The following is a 17,451-nucleotide window of genomic DNA, read 5'->3' as shown; positions in this document are numbered from 1 at the left end:
GTCAGGCCGCCTCGCTCGGGTCGAGGATCAGCAGCACATCGCCCGGGGTAACCGCCTTGCCCGGCTGGCAGCGCACCGCCTTGACCGTACCCGCCAGCGGTGCGAGCACGGCCAGCTCCATCTTCATCGCCTCGACCACCAGCAACGGCATGCCGGCCTCGATGTACTGGCCGGGCTCGACCAGCACCTTCCACACGCTGCCGCACATGTCGGCACTGACCACCTGGCCGTCAACGGCTTCATCGTCCTCGGCGCTGGCGGCTGGCGCGGTGTGGCTGTCGGCATCATCGTCGCGCCACAGTTGCACTTCGGAATCGAAGGCCTGTTTCTGGCGCTGCTGGAAGTCGTTGATGCTGCTGGCATTGTCCGCCAGAAAGGTCTGGTATTCGGCGAAGTCGAAGGTACTCTGCTCGATGCGGATCTGCGCACGGCCTTCGCGGAAGGCATCGCGGAACTCGTCCAGTTCGGCCTCGCTGACCGGGTAGAACTTCACCTGGTCGAAGAAGTGCAGCAGCCAGGGCTGACCGTTGGCGAACTGGGCGTTCTTCACGAACTTGTTCCAGATCGGCAGGGTGCGGCCGACCAGCTGATAGCCGCCGGGCGAATCCATGCCGTAGATGCACATGTACATGCCGCCGATGCCCACGGTGCCTTCTGCAGTGTAGGTACGTGCCGGGTTGTACTTGGAGCTGAGCAGGCGGTGGCGCGGGTCGAGCGGCACGGCGCAGGGCGCATCGAGGTAGACGTCGCCGAGGCCGAGGATCAGGTAGCTGGCCGCGAAGAGGATGTCGCGTACTTCCTCGCGGCTGGCCAGGCCATTGGTGCGCTGAATGAAATCGACGTTGTTCGGCAGCCAGGGCGCCTGGCTGCGCACGGTCTCGCTGTAACGGGTGACGGCAGCGAGCGTGGCACTGTCTTCGAAGGCCATGGGCAGGTGGACGATACGGGTCGGCACCTTGAGCGTGCTGACGTCGCCCAGCTCGCGCTCAAGACGCAGCAGATGATCGAGCAGCGCCTGCTGGTGCAGTACGCGGCTGTCGTAACGCAACTGCAGCGAGCGGACACCCGGCGCCAGTTCTTCCAGGCCGGCGAGTGGTGTCGCCTTGAGCGCTTCCATCAGCAGATGCACGCGCAGGCGCAGCGCCAGGTCGAGCACGTTGTCGCCGTACTCCAGCAGGATGTAGGCATCGCCGGCCTGCCGGTAGACCGCGCGCGGGCGGCTACCATCGGCCGGCAGCTCCGCCAGTACGCTGGCCGACACGGTGTCGCCCGGCTGCAGACTGGGCACCGGCAGCTGTACGGCGCTGACCGCGCTCAGCCGTTCGAGGCTGCCCAGTTGCGCCTGTTCCAGCGCCTGAGCCTGCTCGAAGCTGATCGGGTGAAAGCGCAAGGTGTCGCCCGGCTTGACCTGGCCGACCTTCCACAACTCGGCCTTGGCGATGGTCACCGGGCAGACGAAGCCGCCCAGGCTCGGACCGTCCTTGGTGAGGATCACCGGGAAGTCGCCGGTGAAGTTGATGGCGCCGATGGCGTATTCGCAATCATGCACGTTGGACGGATGCAGGCCGGCTTCGCCGCCGTCGGCGCGTGTCCAGCTCGGCTTCGGCCCGCTCAGGCGCACGCCCAGGCGGTTGGAGTTGTAGTGCACCTGCCAGTCGGCGGCGAAGAACTGCTCGATCGCATCAAAGGTGAAGAAATCCGGCGCACCGTGAGGACCATAGAGCACACCGATGTGCCAGGTGCTGCCGTACTCGGGAATCAGGCTGGCATCCAGCGCCCGTGGCTCGCTGACCGGAGCCGGCGTGGTGCAGGCGGGCAGATCCTGGGAGATCGCCAGCATGTCGGCGGTACGCAGGGTACGCCCGGCATGGCCGCCGAACTGGCCGAGAGCGAAGGTCGAGCGACTGCCCAGGTACAGGGGCACATCGAAGCCGCCGCGCACCGCCAGATAGGTGCGGCAGCCGCTGGTCGCGCGGCCGAGCTTGAGCACCTGGCCGGCCTTGACGGTGATCGGCGTCCAGTAGGGCACGCTTTCACCGTCCAGCTCGGCGGGGCAGTCAGCACCGGCGAGGGCGATCAGCGCATCGCTATGGAAGCGCAGGCCCGGGCCCTGCAGGGTGAACTCCAGCCCGGCGGCGCTCTCGTGGTTGCCGACGATGCGGTTGGCCAGGCGGAAGGCGTAATCGTCCATCGGCCCGGACGGCGGCACGCCGATGTCCCAGTAACCGAGACGGCCGGGGAAATCCTGCACGCTGCTGTAGGTACCGGGCTCCAGTACTTCGACCACCTGGGCCGCATAGCTGAAGGTGTCGAGCAGGCGTGTCCAGATCTGCGCGTCGTGGAAGCGCGGCTCGGCGACCACCTGGCGCAGGTAATCGAGGTTGCTGGCGATACCGTGCAGACGGGTTTCGCCCAACGCCTTCTGCAGCTTTGCGATGGCCTCGTCGCGGGTGGAGGCGTGAACGATCAGCTTGGCGATCATCGGGTCGTAGAAGGCCGACACGATGCTGCCGGTGCTGACCCAGCCGTCGACGCGCACATCGTCCGGGAAGTGCACGTCGGTCAGCACGCCGGGGCTGGGCTGGAAGTTCTTCAGCGGATCTTCGGCATAGATGCGCACTTCGATGGCGGCGCCCTCGGGGGCTCGGCTCAGGGCGGGCCAATCCAGCTCGTCGCCAGCGGCCACACGCAGCATGCACTCGATGAGGTCGAGGCCGGTGACCATCTCGGTCACCGGGTGCTCGACCTGCAGGCGGGTGTTCACTTCGAGAAAGTAGAAATCGTCGCGGGCGGCGTCGTAGATGAACTCCACGGTGCCGGCGCTGCGGTAGCTCACCGACTCGCCCAGCTCGACGGCGGCGGCATGCAGGCGTTCGCGGGTCGCCTGTGGCAGGTTCGGTGCCGGGGTCTCCTCGACCACCTTCTGGTTGCGCCGCTGCAGCGAGCAGTCGCGTTCTCCCAGGGCGGCCACGCGGCCTTTGCCATCGCCGAATATCTGCACTTCGACGTGGCGCGCCTGATCGACGAAGCGTTCGAGGAACACGCCCGCATCGCTGAAGAACTGCTCGCCCATGCGCTTGACGCCGTCATAGGCGCTGGCCAGGGCTACGGCGTCGGCGCAGCGGGTCAGGCCGATACCGCCACCGCCCGCGGTGGTCTTGAGCATCACCGGGTAACCGATGCCTTCGGCCGCGGCCAGGGCTTCGTCGAGATCCTGCAGCAGGCCGGTACCGGGCGCCATCGGCACCTGCGCTTCGCCGGCCAGCTCGCGAGCCCGGTGCTTGAGGCCGAACTCGCGGATCTGCGTGGGCGTCGGACCGACGAAGGCGATCCCGGCGCTTTCGCAGGCCTCGGCGAATTCGGCGCTTTCCGAGAGGAAGCCATAACCGGGATAGATCGCCTGAGCGCCGGTTTCCCTGGCCGCCGCGAGAATCTTGTCGATACGCAGGTAGCTGTCGGCGGCCTTGTCACCGCCCAGGGCCACGGCCACATCGGCATCACTTACATGTTGGGCATTGCGGTCGGCGTCGGAATACACCGCCACGCTCTTCACGCCTAGGCGCTTGAGGGTGCGGATAGCGCGGACGGCGATCTCCCCGCGGTTGGCGATCAGGACTGTTTCAAACATGGTGGTTCTCCGTGGCGAGATCGCCGTGACGGGCTACGCCCGCCCGGCACTTTGACTTCGTCGCTGCGCCGCTGCGCGGCTGGTCACCGCGATTGGCGATCAGTACGGTCTGGAACATGTTCGTTGCCTCGTCGTAGGGTGGAAAACCGCGAAGCGTTTTCCACCGGCGTGTTCATTGGCGGCAGGAAAAAGGCTTCAGGCCTTGGTGCTGGCGATAAAGGCGCGCCAGCCACCGAAAGAGGTGATGTCACGGGCATCACTCAGCGCCCAGGGCTCGCAGATGAAGCCCTTCACGCTGCGCCCGTCGGCCAGGGTCAGGTTGCCGATACCCAGAGGCGCGGGGATCTCGGCGACGAACTCGCCGAAACGCGCCAGGGGGATGTCCCACAGCTCGACGATGATCGAGGTGCCGTCCGCACTGCGCGCCAGCCCCGGTTTGGGCGGCACGGTGCCGGCCAGGGCGTAGAGGCGATAGTCCGGAGAGGTCAGGGTCTGCTCGACCAGCACTGCGTTGCGGGTGGTCAGCTGGAAGTTCAGCGGCATACCGGTCAGGTGCGCGCCCACTACCGCTACCCGCACGCTGCCGGCAGGTACCGTTTTTGAAGGCGTCTGCGTCGGCAGGGCACGGCCGGTGGCGCCGAGCGGCAGCTCCAGGCTGGCTTGCCAGCGTTTGCAGAAGGCCGCCAGAGCCAGGTCATGCCAGGCTGGCGCGAGCAGGGTGATGCCGGCGGGCAGGCCGTCGTCGCGCAGGCCAGCCGGTACGGCCAGGGCGCAGAGATCGGCGAGATTGGTGAAGTTGGTGTAGATGCCGAACTGGCTGTTGAACAGCACCGGCTCCTGGCGCATCTCGGCGAGGCTGCGGATGGTTGGCGAGGTGGGCACCACCAGCGCATCGAAGCCCGCCAGGGCATCGTTGATCCTGCGGCTCAGTTCAGCGCGCAGGTACTCGGCCTTGTAGGCGTCGCAGGCGCTGTACTTGTGGCCGTTGTCGACGATGCCACGCACCACCGGGTCGAGATGCTCCGGCGCCACGCCCTCCACCGCGACGGTGCGCTCGGCGACCCAGGGGCCGTAATACAGCTGCTCGGCCAGTTCACGGAACGGGCTGAAATCGATGGGCTGCAGGGTGACGCCCAGGGCACGCAGTTTTTCCAGCGCCTGCTCGAATACCGCCTGGGTCTGCGTATCGCCGAAAAACTCCAGGCTGTCCGGCACGGCGAAAGTCGGTGCGGACTTCATGCCGACGGGGGCGCTGTTGGGGTTGATGCGTGAGTAGGCGTCCTTTGTGTCGTAACCGCCAGCGAGACGGGCGACGGTTTCGGCGTCGCTGACCGTGAGGGCGAACACCGAGATGCAATCGACCGTACGGCACGCCGGCACCAGGCCGGTGTTCGGTAACCAGCCCTTGGTCGGCTTGAGCCCGACGATGTTGTTGAAGCCCGCCGGTACACGGCCCGAGCCAGCCGTGTCGGTACCCAGAGAGAACGGCACCAGGCCGCGCGCGACCACGCTGGCCGAGCCGGAGCTGGAGCCGCCGCTGACGTAATCGGGGTTGAAGCTGTTGCTGACGGCGCCATGGGGCGAGCGGGTACCGACCAGGCCGGTGGCGAACTGGTCGAGATTGGTCTTGCCGATCAGGATGGCACCAGCGGCCCGCAGACGCGCGACCACCGTGGCATCGGCCTCGGCGCTGTAGGCGAACTGCGGGCAGGCGGCGGTGGTCGGCCAGCCCGCGGCGTCGATATTGTCCTTGATGGCGAATGGCACGCCGTACAGCGGCAGCTTGTCCCGTTGGCCTTCGGCCTGATCGAGCAGGGCCTGCAGGTGGTTCAACTGGGCGTCGAGTTGTGCAGCGCTGGCCAGGCTGATCCAGGCGTTGTCGTCGTGGCTCAGTTGCGCGAGCAGGCTATGCAACAGATCTGCTGGCTGCGTGGCGTCACGGTAAGCCTGTTGCCAGTCGGCGAGGGTGAAGGCGATGGGGGCGTTGGACATGCTCTGAGATTCCATCTTGTATCCAAGTTGGAATTGCTAGAGCAAGAGCGGTGCCAGTTTTTAAGTAATTGATTTTTATGTATTTAATTTATTTGTGAAGGATTTTTGAGCGGTTCTTGCACCGTGTCGGAGCCGAGGTGAAGCCTTTTGGTGCGGAAGCGGCTTAAGTGGTGTGAGATGGGATAAGGGGCAGGAATAAGGCGCAAGCGGACATTCGATTTGGTGGGCTTCATGACGTAGGGTGGACGACGCTTCATCCGTCCACCAACCTAGCGATCGCAATGGTGGATGAAAAGAGCGTCATCCACCCTACGTCTGCTTACGCCTTTGAGCAGCTGCTCTTGCTACCTACAGCCCGTTCAACAGCGCTCGATAATCCCGCACTGCCTCGAATTCTTCGGTGTCCTTCACGCCTTTGCGGCTATCCGGCTCATGCACCGCCAGCAAGTGTTTCACGCCGAACCGCTGGGCGCTGCGCAGGATCGGCACGTTATCGTCGATGAACAGGCTGCGCGCCGGGTCGAAGGGCAGATCCTGCTGCAGGGCGAACCAGAACTGTGCGTCTTCCTTGGGGAAACCGTAGTCGTGGGAGCTGATCAGGCGGTCGAAGTAGGGCGCCAGTTCGATGCGCTCCATTTTCAGCGACAGCGAGTCGCGGTGGGCGTTGGTGATCATCACCACCTGCTTGCCGGCCTTACGGATGGCGGCGAGGAAGGTGTCGGCGTCCGGGCGCAGGGCGATCAGGTCGGCGACCTCGCGCTTGAGGTCGCGGATCGACAGGTTCAGCTCACGGCTCCAGAAGTCCGTGCAATACCAGTTCAGCTGGCCGGCGTGCTTGATGAACAACGGCTGCAGTTCCGCATCGGCCAGGGCGCGACTGACGCCATGGTGTTCGGCATAGCGCTGCGGCAGGTGTTCGAGCCAGAAGTGGTTGTCGAAATGCAGGTCGAGCAGGGTGCCGTCCATGTCCAGCAGTACGGTATCGATCTCGGGCCAGGGCAGGTTCATGGCTGGGCAGCTTCCTGAGCAGGGGAGGTTGAGGCTTGCAGCGTATGCTGGTCGTCAAATGCGCACTTTAGGGCGCAGACAGCTAGGGTCTGTTGACGTTTCAGCGCAAGCCGCGTTGCCGCGAGAAATCTCGCCAGGCTAGGCGGAGGACGCAGGGAATGGTTGTTCCCTTGCCAAGTCCTCCAACGACGCATGGCGAGATTTCCCGCGCAACCCGAAGGGCCGGGCCCGTTTTGCCGCGATGCTGCGTTTCTCGCTGACTCATTTAGCCAGCTAAACTTCGCAGCTCGTGCCTTGCCTCGCGGCAAAACGGGCTCCGGCGCGGCCGTGCGTGAAACGTCAACAGACCCCAGGCAGCCGCGGTATGATAACCGTTCCGGTCAGCCCAGCAGCAGGACTTGCCCCATGCGTCAGAAGCCCACCGTCATCGCCCGAGAGATCGTCGCCAGTAGCCGCCTGTTCCGCGTCGAGGAGCTCCAGCTGCGCTTCGCCAATGGCGCCGAGCGCACCTACGAGCGTCTGGTGGGGCGCGGCACCGGGTATGGCGCGGTGATGATCGTGGCGCTGGCCGACGAGGAGCACGTGCTGCTGGTCGAGGAGTATTGCGGTGGCACCGGCGAATACGAATTGTCCCTGCCCAAGGGGCTGATCGAGCCGGACGAGGATGTGCTCGCAGCGGCCAACCGAGAACTGCAGGAAGAGGCCGGTTTCGGCGCTCGCAAGCTTGAGCACCTGACTGAGCTGAGCCTGTCGCCTGGCTACATGAGCCAGAAGATCCAGGTGGTACTGGCCCGCGATCTGTATCCGCAGAGCCTGCCCGGCGACGAGCCGGAGCCGCTGCGGGTCGACAAGATCAGTCTTCGCGAGCTGTCCAGCCTGATTCAGCATCCGCAGTTCAGCGAGGGGCGCGCCCTGGCCGCACTGTATCTGGTGCGCGACCTGCTGGAGCAGCGTGGGGAGCTGAGCCGATGAGCCACCCGTTACTGCCAGCCGTATTGGCGCTGGTGCAGCAGGCGGGCACGGCGATCCTGCCCTACTGGCGCACGGGCGTGCGGGTTATCGAGAAGGCCGATGCTTCGCCAGTGACTGCTGCCGACCTGGCCGCGCATCATGTGCTGAATGAGGGCCTGCAGGCACTCGATGCGAACATTCCGGTGCTGTCCGAGGAAGCGGCGGACATTTCTCTGGCGGAGCGCGCCGGCTGGACACGCTGGTGGCTGGTCGACCCGCTCGACGGCACCAAGGAGTTCATCGCCGACAGCGAGGAGTTCACCGTCAACGTGGCGTTGATCGAGCGTGGTCAAGTGGTCTTCGGTGTGGTTGGCATTCCCGCGACCGGGGTCTGCTACTACGGCGGCGCCGGGCTGGGTGCCCGGCGTGTCGACGCGAATGGCGAATTTCAGTCGATTTCCGTGCGTGAAACACCGGCCAGCGGCCTGACCGTGGTCGCCAGCCGCCGCCATGGCAGCGTCGAGCAGGAGCAACTGCTTACGGCTCTGGCTGCACGTTTCGGTGAGCTGGAGCGGATCAGCGTTGGCAGTTCGCTGAAGTTTTGCCAGCTAGCCGAAGGCAGTGCAGATTGCTATCCACGCCTGGCACCGACCTCGCAGTGGGACACTGCCGCTGCCCAGGGTGTACTCGAGGGCGCTGGTGGTGTGGTGCTGACCTTGCAAGGCGAGCCGCTGCGCTATGACGCCCGCGAATCGCTGCTCAATCCCTTCTTTCTGGCGCTGCCAGCCGATGCCGAATGGCGCGAGCTGCTGGTCGAGCAGGCGAAGCGCTTGCTCTAAACGCTTCGCCTCCGGACGTTGCTGTCAGTCGAGCATGTCGCGGTAGCGGTCATCCTGCTTGAACACCAGCGGCTGGGCGAAGCCCGGTACCTTGATCTGCTCGCTGTCGATATCGATCTGCGTGTCGTCGATCAGGTCGTTGCCGAAGTTGTAGATGATATCCAGCTGACCTTTCAGGGCCTGCTCGTCATAGGCACGTGCAGTGGCGCGGGTCTGTTCACGGCGCTGCTGGTAGGCGCTGAACGCGGCCTCGCCATGGCGCTTGCGCAGCATGCGTTCGACCACGTGGGGAGCGAGGATCACGCCGCTGGCGTTGTTGCCGCCGAAGCCCTTGGAGTTGATGAAGCACACATCCATGCGCTGATCCGGACGATCGACTTTGCTGATGCTCAGGTGCTGCTGGTGTACGTCCGGCGCCACCGCATCGATGGTCTTGATGCCGGGAATGATGCCGTACTTGAAGGTGCCCAGGGCCGAAATCACCTGGTCGCCGCTGGCGGTGGCCAGGGAATGACCGACATAGGCCTTGACCGCGGCCACCGGCCAGCTGTCTATGGCGAAGGCGCTAGCCACGCGATTGAGCAGCTCGGACTCGGTCACCCGGTTGGCCGGGGTGCTGGAGCCGTGGGCATGCACGAAGCTGCGCTGGCGCACGGCGTCGATGCCGAGTAGTTGCGCGGCGCTGGCCACGGCTTTGGCGACGGTCAGGTAGTTGCCTGGGCCAGGCGCGGAAATGGATTTCTTGAAGCCGTCGGCGTTGATGAACACGTCGGTGGCGGCGCCGTGGATGTCGGCACCCAGTTGCAGGGCCAGTTCATCGTCCATCAGCACCACGAACTGGCAGGCTTCCGACAGGGTGAAGCCGCAGTTGTCGCCGAATGGGCGGCTGGCGCGACGGAAATCCACTTCAGCCTGGGCCGGCTCGGTCTTGCCTTCGATCAGGCGCAGACCGTCTTCGGTGGCCAGTGCGCCCATGGCGCCATAGCCCTCGATGCATTCGGCATTGATCGGCGCCTCGCTGTTGCCAACGATCACCACCCGCGCGTTGCCGGCATTGATCTGTTCGATGCCTTTCTGCAGGTTGTAGAGGAAAGTGGCGCAGGCGCCGGTGACGCTGCCGGTGGTGCCAACGCTGCCCAGTACGTAGGCGTTGATGAAGTCCGCCGGCATGGTGTTCAGGCCCAGGGCCAACTGCTTGGAGCTGACGCGGTGGCCCTTGAGGCGTGACTGCATCAGGCCGCCAAAACCGTTCTCGTCGAGCTGGCTCATGATGCTGCCGGCGAATACCGCGATTTCGTCCGGCGCTACCTGATCAACGATGGTCTGCCACGGCACGCCGGTGGCGCGCAGGGCATCGGTGACACCGACCACGGCCATCTGCAGGCCGCGCGGATGGAAGCGCGAGTTATACAGCTCTCCGGGCTCGAAGCCGGTCGGCAGCTGGCCGGCGGATTTCACCGGCAGGGCACGGTAGCTGTCGACCTTGAATTCGCAGCTGTCATGCAGGGTGACGCGCACTTCGTTGCCATCCAGTTCCTCGACGAACCAGTTGGCCGGCAGCGGCTCCGGCAGCTGCTTGCGGTTGCTGACGAACGTCAGGCTGCCGCCTTCGCCATTCAGGGCGATGCTCTTGTGCCAGTGTGCAGCGTCGGGGTCGAGGTGCTGTTTCTCGATGCGGCGTACCAGGGTTGAAGCGAGTACCTTCTCGCCGTAGCGATGCTCGATGTCGGCGGCAGACAACGGCTCGCCATCGTGGCTCTGATAGGCGCCGTCGACCACGCGCACCAGCTTGGTCATCACGGCCAGGCCGATGAGGGTTTCGCGGCGTGCCTGGTCGTCCAGCGATTCGATCACCGTGCGGCGGAAACCGTGATGGAAGGAGCTGCGGCCAGCGGCATTGTAGCCACCGAAACCGACGATCACAGGCAAACGAGACTTCACGCGGACACTCCTTCAACTAATTAGATCGACACGCGCCATTATCGAGCGGGTGCCGGGTCAGCGGATCGAGGCGAGGCGCGCAATTCTGACGAAGAAAGGCGCCATGACGGCTATTCGGATGCCTATGTTGACGCGATCCATGACCCACAAGTCACGACTTGATACAAGGTTACCCGTTATCGACGATCGCGGCACGACCCGGATGGCTATCGCCAGTGACCCTATGGGTAGAAATGAAGAAGCCCGGCACTGAGGCCGGGCTTCTTCGTTTACGCAACGAACGTCAGATCACATGCCCAGCCAGTTCGGCAGGCCCAGCGAAATGAACGGCACGTAGGTCACCAGGATCAGGAACGCCAGCATCACCAGCAGCCATGGCGACACCGCGCGCACCACGCGGGTCAGCGGCATGCCGGTGACCGCCGAGGTGACGAACAGGTTGAGCCCGGTCGGCGGCGTGATCAGGCCGATCTCCATGTTCACCACCATGATGATGCCCAAGTGGATCGGGTCGATGCCCAACTGCATGGCGATCGGGAACAGGATCGGCGCGAGGATCAGGATGATCGCCGACGGCTCCATGAAGGTACCGGCGACCAGCAGCACGATGTTCACCACGATCAGGAACTCGATCGGGCTGAAGCCCTGCTCCACCACCCAGGCGGTGATCGACTGCGGGATCTGCTCGGTGGTCAGCACGTGGGCGAAGAGCATGGCGTTGGCGATGATGAACATCAGCACCACGCTCAGCTTGCCGGCCTCGATGAACACCTTCGGGCATTCGCGAACGGTCATGTCCTTGTAGATGAAGATCGCCACGAAGGCCGCGTACACCGCGGCCACTGCAGCGGCTTCGGTCGGCGTGAACATGCCCGAGTAGATGCCGCCGAGGATGATCACGATCAGCGCCAGGCCCCAGCCAGCCTTGCGCCCGGCCACCATGATCTCGGCGAAGGAGGCACGCGGCAGCGACGGCATGTTCTTCACGCGGGCGATGATGTAGATGGTGACCATCAGGAACACGCCCAGCAGCAGGCCCGGCACCACACCGGCCATGAACAGCTTGCCTACGGACGTTTCAGTTGCCGTTGCGTACACCACCATGACGATCGACGGTGGAATCAGGATGCCCAGGGTACCGGCGTTACAGACGATGCCGGCAGCGAACTCCTTCTTGTAACCCGAGCGCACCATGCCGGCGATGACGATCGAACCGACCGCCGCCACCGTGGCCGGCGACGAGCCGCTCAGGGCGGCGAACAGCATGCACGCCAGGATCGCGGCAATGGCCAGGCCACCCTTGATGTGACCGACGCAGGCGTTGGCGAAATCGATCAGCCGGCGGGCCACGCCGCCACTGGTCATGAAGGCGCCGGAGAGCAGGAAGAACGGAATCGCCAGCAGCGTGTAGTGCTCGCTGGTCTCGAACAGCTTGATCGCCAGCGAACGCACCGAGTCGTTGCTGAAGAGCAGGATGGTCATGGCCCCGGACAAACCCAGGGAAATCGCCACCGGAATGCCGATGAACATCAGCGCGAACAGGGCGACGAACAGAAATGCGATGGTCATCGTTTAGCCTCCGTTTCTTCGGCAAGTTTGATGGCGTCTTCGACTTCGCCGTGGCCACCAAAACCCAGTTGCTTGTTCTGAATCACACGCACCAGCACCTGGGCGAAACGCAGGAACATCAGGGTGAAACCGATCGGCACGATGATCACGATGTGCCACTGCTGGACGCCGAAACGATCCAGATCCTCGGCGCCAATACCGGCGCGCATCAGGGTGGCGACCCATTGCTCGCTGGAGTAGGCCATCAGCACGCAGTAGGCCAGGCAGATGACCAGCGCGAGGATCGCCACGGCCTTTTGCAGGGAGGGCTTGAACAGGCGCACCAGCAGATCGACGCCGATGTGCGCGCCGATACGTACGCCCCAGGCCAGGCCGACGAAGATCAGCCAGCCGAACATGGCCTTGGTCAGGGCCACGCTCCAGGTCATTTCCTGGGCGACATAGAGGATGCCGTCGCCGATGCTGAACATGGCATCGTTGGCGAAGGGCAGCGCATCGCCCAGGGAATAGAAAATTCCGTAGAGATTGTTGAATATCACGTACGAGAAGGTGACCAGGGTCATGCCTGCAAGCAGGAATGCCACCATTACTTCCTCGAGCTGGTTCCAGACACGAGCGACAGCGTGCATGGGATTATCTCCGTCAATAGAGCGGTCGCGAAGCGACGTAAGGGACAGCGACACCCAGGGCTCGGCAGCGAAGCTGCAGCCATGCGATGAATGTCGTTATCGGTAAAGCGGGCGGCGACTCCGCTCTGGAGTCGCCGCCAGATAGGCGCGGCCGGATGATCAGGCCGTTGGCCCGGCCTTAGTTGGCCTGGTTGGAGTTCTCTGCAGCCTTGATCAGATCAGCACCGATCTCGCCTTCGAACTTCTTCCACACCGGACGCATGGCTTCGCGCCACAGTTCACGCTGCTCGGGAGTCAGGGTGACGATTTCGGTGGTGCCGGCATCGATGATGCGCTGCTTGTCTTTCTGGTTCAGGGCTTCAGCCTGCTTGTTCACCTCGACGGTGACCTCGGCGAGGATCTCGGTCAGTTCGGTGCGGATATCTTCCGGCAGACCTTCCCAGAACTTGGTGTTGGTGATCACCATGTAGTCCAGCACGCCGTGGTCGGACTCGGTGATGAACTTCTGCACTTCGTGCATCTTCTGGCTGTAGATGTTCGAGTAGGGGTTTTCGGCACCGTTGACCACACCGGTCTGCAGGCCTTGATACACCTCGGCGAAGCTCATTTTGCGCGGCGCGGCGCGCAGGGCTTTGAACTGCTCATCGAGCACGGCGGAGGCCTGTACGCGGAATTTCAGGCCACGGGCGTCTTTCGGCTCAACCAGTTTCTTGTTGGCCGACAGCTGCTTCATGCCGTTGTGCCAGTAACCCAGGCCGGTGATGCCTTTGCTTTCCATGCTGGTGAGCAGGGACTTGCCTTCCGGGCTCTGCTGGAAGCGATCCACAGCGCTGATGTCGTTGAACAGGAACGGCAGATCGTAGATCTGGATCTGCTTGGTGTAATGCTCGAACTTGGCCAGGGACGGGGCGATGATCTGTACGTCGCCGAGCAGCAGCGCTTCCATTTCCTTGCCGTCGCCGAACAGCGAGGAGTTCGGGTAGACCTGCACGGTCACTTTGCCGTCCATACGCTCGTCGACGAGCTTCTTGAACAGCAGTGCGCCTTGACCTTTCGGAGTGTGCTCGGCAACCACGTGGGAGAACTTGATGGAGATCGGGTCGGCAGCCTGGGCCAGGCCGGCGATGCTCAGCGACAGAGCGCAGACCAGCGCTTTGGCAGTGAAATTGAACATGGGGATGCTTCCTCTTGTTTGTTGCCTATCTTGTTGTTGGACGGCGCACCCCTTTGGTGGGGCGCTGAAACGAGCGAACAAGAGCGAGTCGAGGATTGCCGCAGAAACGGCAGGATCGGTTGGCCGCGATTTAGACCTGGACTTGTACTTGTTTTTCGCTGATGGGGACTAGAGCAAGCACTGTGCCAGCCTGCGACGAAAACGCGCAGGGCAGTTTTGCGTCAAGCGCAAAGCCTTATCAGGTATGGCTTGCTGGATTTCCCGACAGGCGCCGGCAACCCTTGCGGCTGCCGGCTTTTACAAGAGGTCTGCAGGGTAGATGAAATAGTCGGCAATAATCCGCTCATTTATTCGATGTCATCTGGCGAAATACCGCCAGCGTCGGCAAAGTTCAATCCATGCTTGCGTAATTTGTCGTGCAAGGTCTTGCGCGGCACGCCCAAAGCTTCGGCCAGACTGCGCAACGAGCCGTGAGAGCGGGTCAGTTCGGCGGCGATCAATGCGCGTTCGAAGGCCTCGACCTGCTCGCTGAGGCTGCCGGCCAGCGGCGCGCTGTGCAACTGGCTGTCGAGCGACAGCTCCAGGCCGAGATCCAGCCCCAGGGCGAAGCGCTCGCCGGCGTTCTGCAGTTCCCGCACGTTGCCCGGCCAGGGATGGCGCAACAGCATGGCCCGCTGGCCGGGCTGCAGCTCGCGCTGGGGCAGGCCGTGGCGGGTGCTGGCGTTATTGGCGAAGTGCTGGAACAGCACCAGGATGTCTTCACCGCGCTCGCGCAGCGGTGGAATGCGTAGCGGAGCGACGTTCAGACGGTAGTAAAGGTCGGCACGGAAGCGGCCCTGGTCGGCAGCGGTGCGCAGGTCTTCCTTGGTCGCGGCGATCACGCGGATATCCAGAGGGATCAGTTGGTTGCCGCCGAGGCGTTCGACCATCCGCTCCTGCAGCAGACGCAGCAACTTGACCTGCACCTCCAGGCTCATGCTCTCGATCTCGTCGAGAAACAGCGTGCCGCCATTGGCGAATTCGAATTTGCCGATACGGCGCTTCTGCGCACCGGTGAAGGCACCGGGCTCGTGCCCGAACAGCTCGCTTTCGACCACGGATTCGGCCAGGGCACCAGCGTTGATCGCCACGAAAGGACCGTCGCGGCGGCCTGACAGGTCGTGCAGGGCGCGGGCCACCACTTCCTTGCCGGCGCCTGTCTCGCCGAGTATCAGCACATCGGTGCTGATACTCGCCAGGGAACCGATCTGTTCGCGCAGACGCTGGATGGCAGGCGAGTTGCCAACCAGCCGCCCGGAGAGTTGCTGGCGGTCGGCCAGGGCCAGACGCAGGCTGCGGTTGTCCAGCACCAGGCGGCGCAGGGCCAGGGCACGGCGGACGCTTTCCAGCAGATCCTCGCTGGCGAAGGGTTTCTCCAGGAAGTCGTAGGCGCCAGCGCGCATGGCCTGCACGGCCAGGGGCACGTCGCCATGGCCGGTGATCAGCAGCACTGGCAGCTCCGGATCCTGTTCGTGCAGTTGCTGCAGCAGTTGCAGGCCGTCGACGCCGGGCATGCGGATATCGCTGACCACCACGCCGGGCCAGTCGCGGTCGATGCGCTCGGCCAGGCCTTGGGCATCGACCAGTGTGGTGACCTTGAGACCCGCGAGGTCGAGGGTCTGGCTGAGGGCCTGGCGCAGGTGCGGGTCGTCGTCGATCAGCAGAACCTGGGTACGGGCGTCGATGGTGGTCATACGGCGAAGTCCTCGGGCGGCTGGATGTTCACGCCATTTTCAGCGGTGCGCAGGCGCAGGATCAGATGAGCGCCCCCTTCGGGATGGTTACTGAACAGCAACTCGCCACCCAGGGCGCGCATCAGGGTGTCGCAGATCGCCAGGCCGAGGCCGAGGCCCTGAGCACTGGTCTTGGTGGTGAAGAAGGGCTCACGGGCGTGGGCCAGGGCTGACTCGGAGAAGCCCGGGCCATTGTCGCGCAGGTGCAATTCCAGCAGATTGTCGTGCAGTTCGGTGCTGATCCAGATGCGCCGCGGCTGCGGACGTTCGCCGAGGGCATCGAGGGCGTTGGCCAGCAGGTTGCTGAGCACCTGGCGCAGGCGCGTCTCGCCGGCCTGTACCCAGAGGGTGGCGTCGGGCAGGTCGCGGATCAGCTCCACATCCATGGCGCGACGGCGCTTGGCCAGCAACGCCAGGGCGTCGTCGAGGGCCGGCTGCAGGGCCACGCTTTCCGGGGCATGCCGGTCGCGGCGGGCGAAGGCGCGCAGGTGGGCGATGATCGAGGCCATGCGTTCAGTCAGCTGGCTGATTCAGCCTGAGGTTGCCGCGGGCATCTTCAGTGCGCTCGTGGTCGAGCAGCACGCCGGCGTTCTCGGCATAGCTGCGGATGGCCGCCAGCGGCTGATTGAGTTCGTGGCTGATGCTGGCACTCATTGTACCCAGGGCAGTCAGTTTGCCGGCCTGTACCAGTTCGTCCTGAGCCTGAACCAGTTCCTGCTGGGCCTGCTCGCGTTCCAGCACTTCCTGCTTCAGGCGGCTGTTGAGGCGCTCCAGATCCTGGGTACGCTCCTGTACGCGCTGTTCCAGCTCCTGGCGGGCGCGGGTGTTGAGGGCGATGCGGTCGAGGTAGTGGCGGCGCCGCTGCATCATCAGGCCGAGCAGCAGAATCAGCACCAGCAGGGCAGCGCCGCCGATGGCCACCACGGTACGTACCGAGCGGTCGAGCATCACCCGTGGGGCGAGGATGCTGACGCTCCAGCCGGTTTCGTCGAGCACCCGACTTTGCGTCAGCCAGACATCGGCATCGAGCCGCAGGGGCGGTGGCGACTGGGTCGGATACGGCTGGATGGCGGCGATGGAGGCGCGTTCGGCCTTGTCCAGCGGGCGACTGGCGTGAAACCGCCAGTCCGGGCGCGAGGTAAGAATCACCACGCCATTGGCATCGGTTACCAGCAGTTGTTCCGGGGTATTGCCCCACAGGCTTTCGGTGTGGTCGAGGTCGACCTTGATCACCATGACGCCGATCTTCCGGGTGCCGTCGTAAACGGCGGAGGCGAAGTAGTAACCGCGCTTGCCGGAGGTGGTACCAAGGCCGAAGAAGCGTCCCAGACGGCCGGCCAGGGCCTCCTGGAAATAGGGGCGGAACGCGAAGTTGCCGCGTACGAAGGAGTCCTGCTGATCCCAGTTGGAGGCCGCCAGGGTTTCGCCGGAGGGATTCATCAGGTAGATCACGTCGGCACCGGTCTGCTGACGCACGCGCTTGAGCAGATGATTGGCCGCTGCCTGAGCGCTGGCATCACCTGGCGTCGCCAGCACGGTGCGCAGACCCGGCAGGTCGCCGAGAATCGGCGGCAGCACTTCGTAGCGCCGCAGGGTACCCAGCAGGTTGGCCACGTACAGGTCGAGGGTCTGACGATTCTGCTCGGTTAGTTCGGCACGGTAGTAACGCTCGGCGAGGTGTTGCAACGGCCATAGCAGCGGCGCCAGCAGTAGCGCCAGCAGGGCCAGGCTGCGCCAGCGTGGGCGTTTGGGCATGGTGGTGGGAATCGTGTTCATGAAATGGACGCCAGAGAGACCTGCGCATTATGACGGCAAAAGTCTGAGGCCGATAAGCCCAACCCGGATTACGCCTGCGGCTAATCCAGGCTACGGTTGGCGTTGTGCCGTGATCCGGGCGTAGGGCGGATCGGGGCGCGTAGTCTGGCGAAGCGTAATCCGCCGTTGCATT

Annotated in this window: 10 protein-coding genes and 1 pseudogene; 2 read left to right on the top strand and 9 right to left on the bottom strand. The window is 64.2% G+C overall.

All coding sequences use genetic code 11. From position 1 onward, the window contains the following. Nucleotide 1 precedes the first annotated feature (1 nt). The 3 genes from uca to yrfG form a co-directional block, all read right to left on the bottom strand. A complete protein-coding gene (gene uca / locus DNK06_RS00305; protein ID WP_131178063.1) occupies nucleotides 2–3,628 on the bottom strand; it encodes an urea carboxylase in 3,627 nt (1,208 codons plus the stop codon). Nucleotides 3,629–3,823: 195 nt separating this feature from the next. Beyond that, the gene (atzF, locus tag DNK06_RS00300; protein WP_207389979.1) at nucleotides 3,824–5,620 is read right to left on the bottom strand and encodes an allophanate hydrolase; all 1,797 of its coding nucleotides are present in this window, start codon (nucleotides 5,618–5,620) and stop codon (nucleotides 3,824–3,826) included. Nucleotides 5,621–5,968: 348 nt separating this feature from the next. Further along, nucleotides 5,969–6,628: a GMP/IMP nucleotidase gene (gene yrfG, locus DNK06_RS00295; protein ID WP_131178061.1), complete on the bottom strand. Its 660-nt coding sequence runs from the start codon at nucleotides 6,626–6,628 to the stop codon at nucleotides 5,969–5,971. Between the two features lie 405 nt (nucleotides 6,629–7,033). Here yrfG and nudE point away from each other — a divergent pair, with 405 nt between their 5' ends. Together nudE and cysQ are read left to right on the top strand one after the other, a co-directional pair. Then, entirely contained in the window at nucleotides 7,034–7,600 is a 567-nt protein-coding gene (nudE, locus tag DNK06_RS00290; protein ID WP_131178060.1) for an ADP compounds hydrolase NudE, read from the top strand. Further along, a complete protein-coding gene (cysQ, locus tag DNK06_RS00285; protein WP_131178059.1) occupies nucleotides 7,597–8,418 on the top strand; it encodes a 3'(2'),5'-bisphosphate nucleotidase CysQ in 822 nt (273 codons plus the stop codon). Before nudE ends, cysQ begins: the two co-directional genes overlap by 4 nt. Before the next feature lie 24 nt (nucleotides 8,419–8,442). Here the strand turns inward: cysQ and DNK06_RS00280 are convergent, their stop codons facing one another. The 6 genes and pseudogenes from DNK06_RS00280 to DNK06_RS00255 all read right to left on the bottom strand — a co-directional run bounded on the left by DNK06_RS00280 (nucleotide 8,443) and on the right by DNK06_RS00255 (nucleotide 17,279). Beyond that, on the bottom strand, nucleotides 8,443–10,359 hold the full coding sequence (locus DNK06_RS00280; protein WP_131178058.1) for a beta-ketoacyl synthase: 1,917 nt from the start codon (nucleotides 10,357–10,359) through the stop codon (nucleotides 8,443–8,445). Between the two features lie 288 nt (nucleotides 10,360–10,647). Beyond that, the gene (gene dctM / locus DNK06_RS00275) at nucleotides 10,648–11,928 is read right to left on the bottom strand and encodes a C4-dicarboxylate TRAP transporter large permease protein DctM (RefSeq protein ID WP_131178057.1); all 1,281 of its coding nucleotides are present in this window, start codon (nucleotides 11,926–11,928) and stop codon (nucleotides 10,648–10,650) included. Next, a complete protein-coding gene (locus tag DNK06_RS00270; RefSeq protein WP_131178056.1) occupies nucleotides 11,925–12,557 on the bottom strand; it encodes a TRAP transporter small permease in 633 nt (210 codons plus the stop codon). The genes dctM and DNK06_RS00270 overlap by 4 nt, the downstream gene beginning before the upstream one ends. Before the next feature lie 178 nt (nucleotides 12,558–12,735). Next, nucleotides 12,736–13,731, bottom strand: coding sequence for a C4-dicarboxylate TRAP substrate-binding protein DctP (gene dctP / locus DNK06_RS00265; RefSeq protein ID WP_131178055.1), 996 nt, complete (start codon nucleotides 13,729–13,731; stop codon nucleotides 12,736–12,738). Between the two features lie 347 nt (nucleotides 13,732–14,078). Further along, nucleotides 14,079–15,464 (bottom strand): sigma-54-dependent transcriptional regulator, encoded by a 1,386-nt coding sequence (locus DNK06_RS00260; RefSeq protein ID WP_131178054.1) that lies wholly within the window; start codon nucleotides 15,462–15,464, stop codon nucleotides 14,079–14,081. Further along, nucleotides 15,461–17,279, bottom strand: a pseudogene (locus tag DNK06_RS00255) (sensor histidine kinase). The gene DNK06_RS00260 and the pseudogene DNK06_RS00255 overlap by 4 nt, the downstream one beginning before the upstream one ends. Nucleotides 17,280–17,451 lie beyond the last annotated feature (172 nt).

Source organism: Phytopseudomonas daroniae (assembly GCF_004327285.1).
GTDB classification, from domain to species: Bacteria; Pseudomonadota; Gammaproteobacteria; order Pseudomonadales; family Pseudomonadaceae; genus Aquipseudomonas; species Aquipseudomonas daroniae.
The sequence above is the reverse complement of the archived record's forward strand: the minus strand, read 5'-3'. Positions and strand labels throughout refer to the sequence as shown.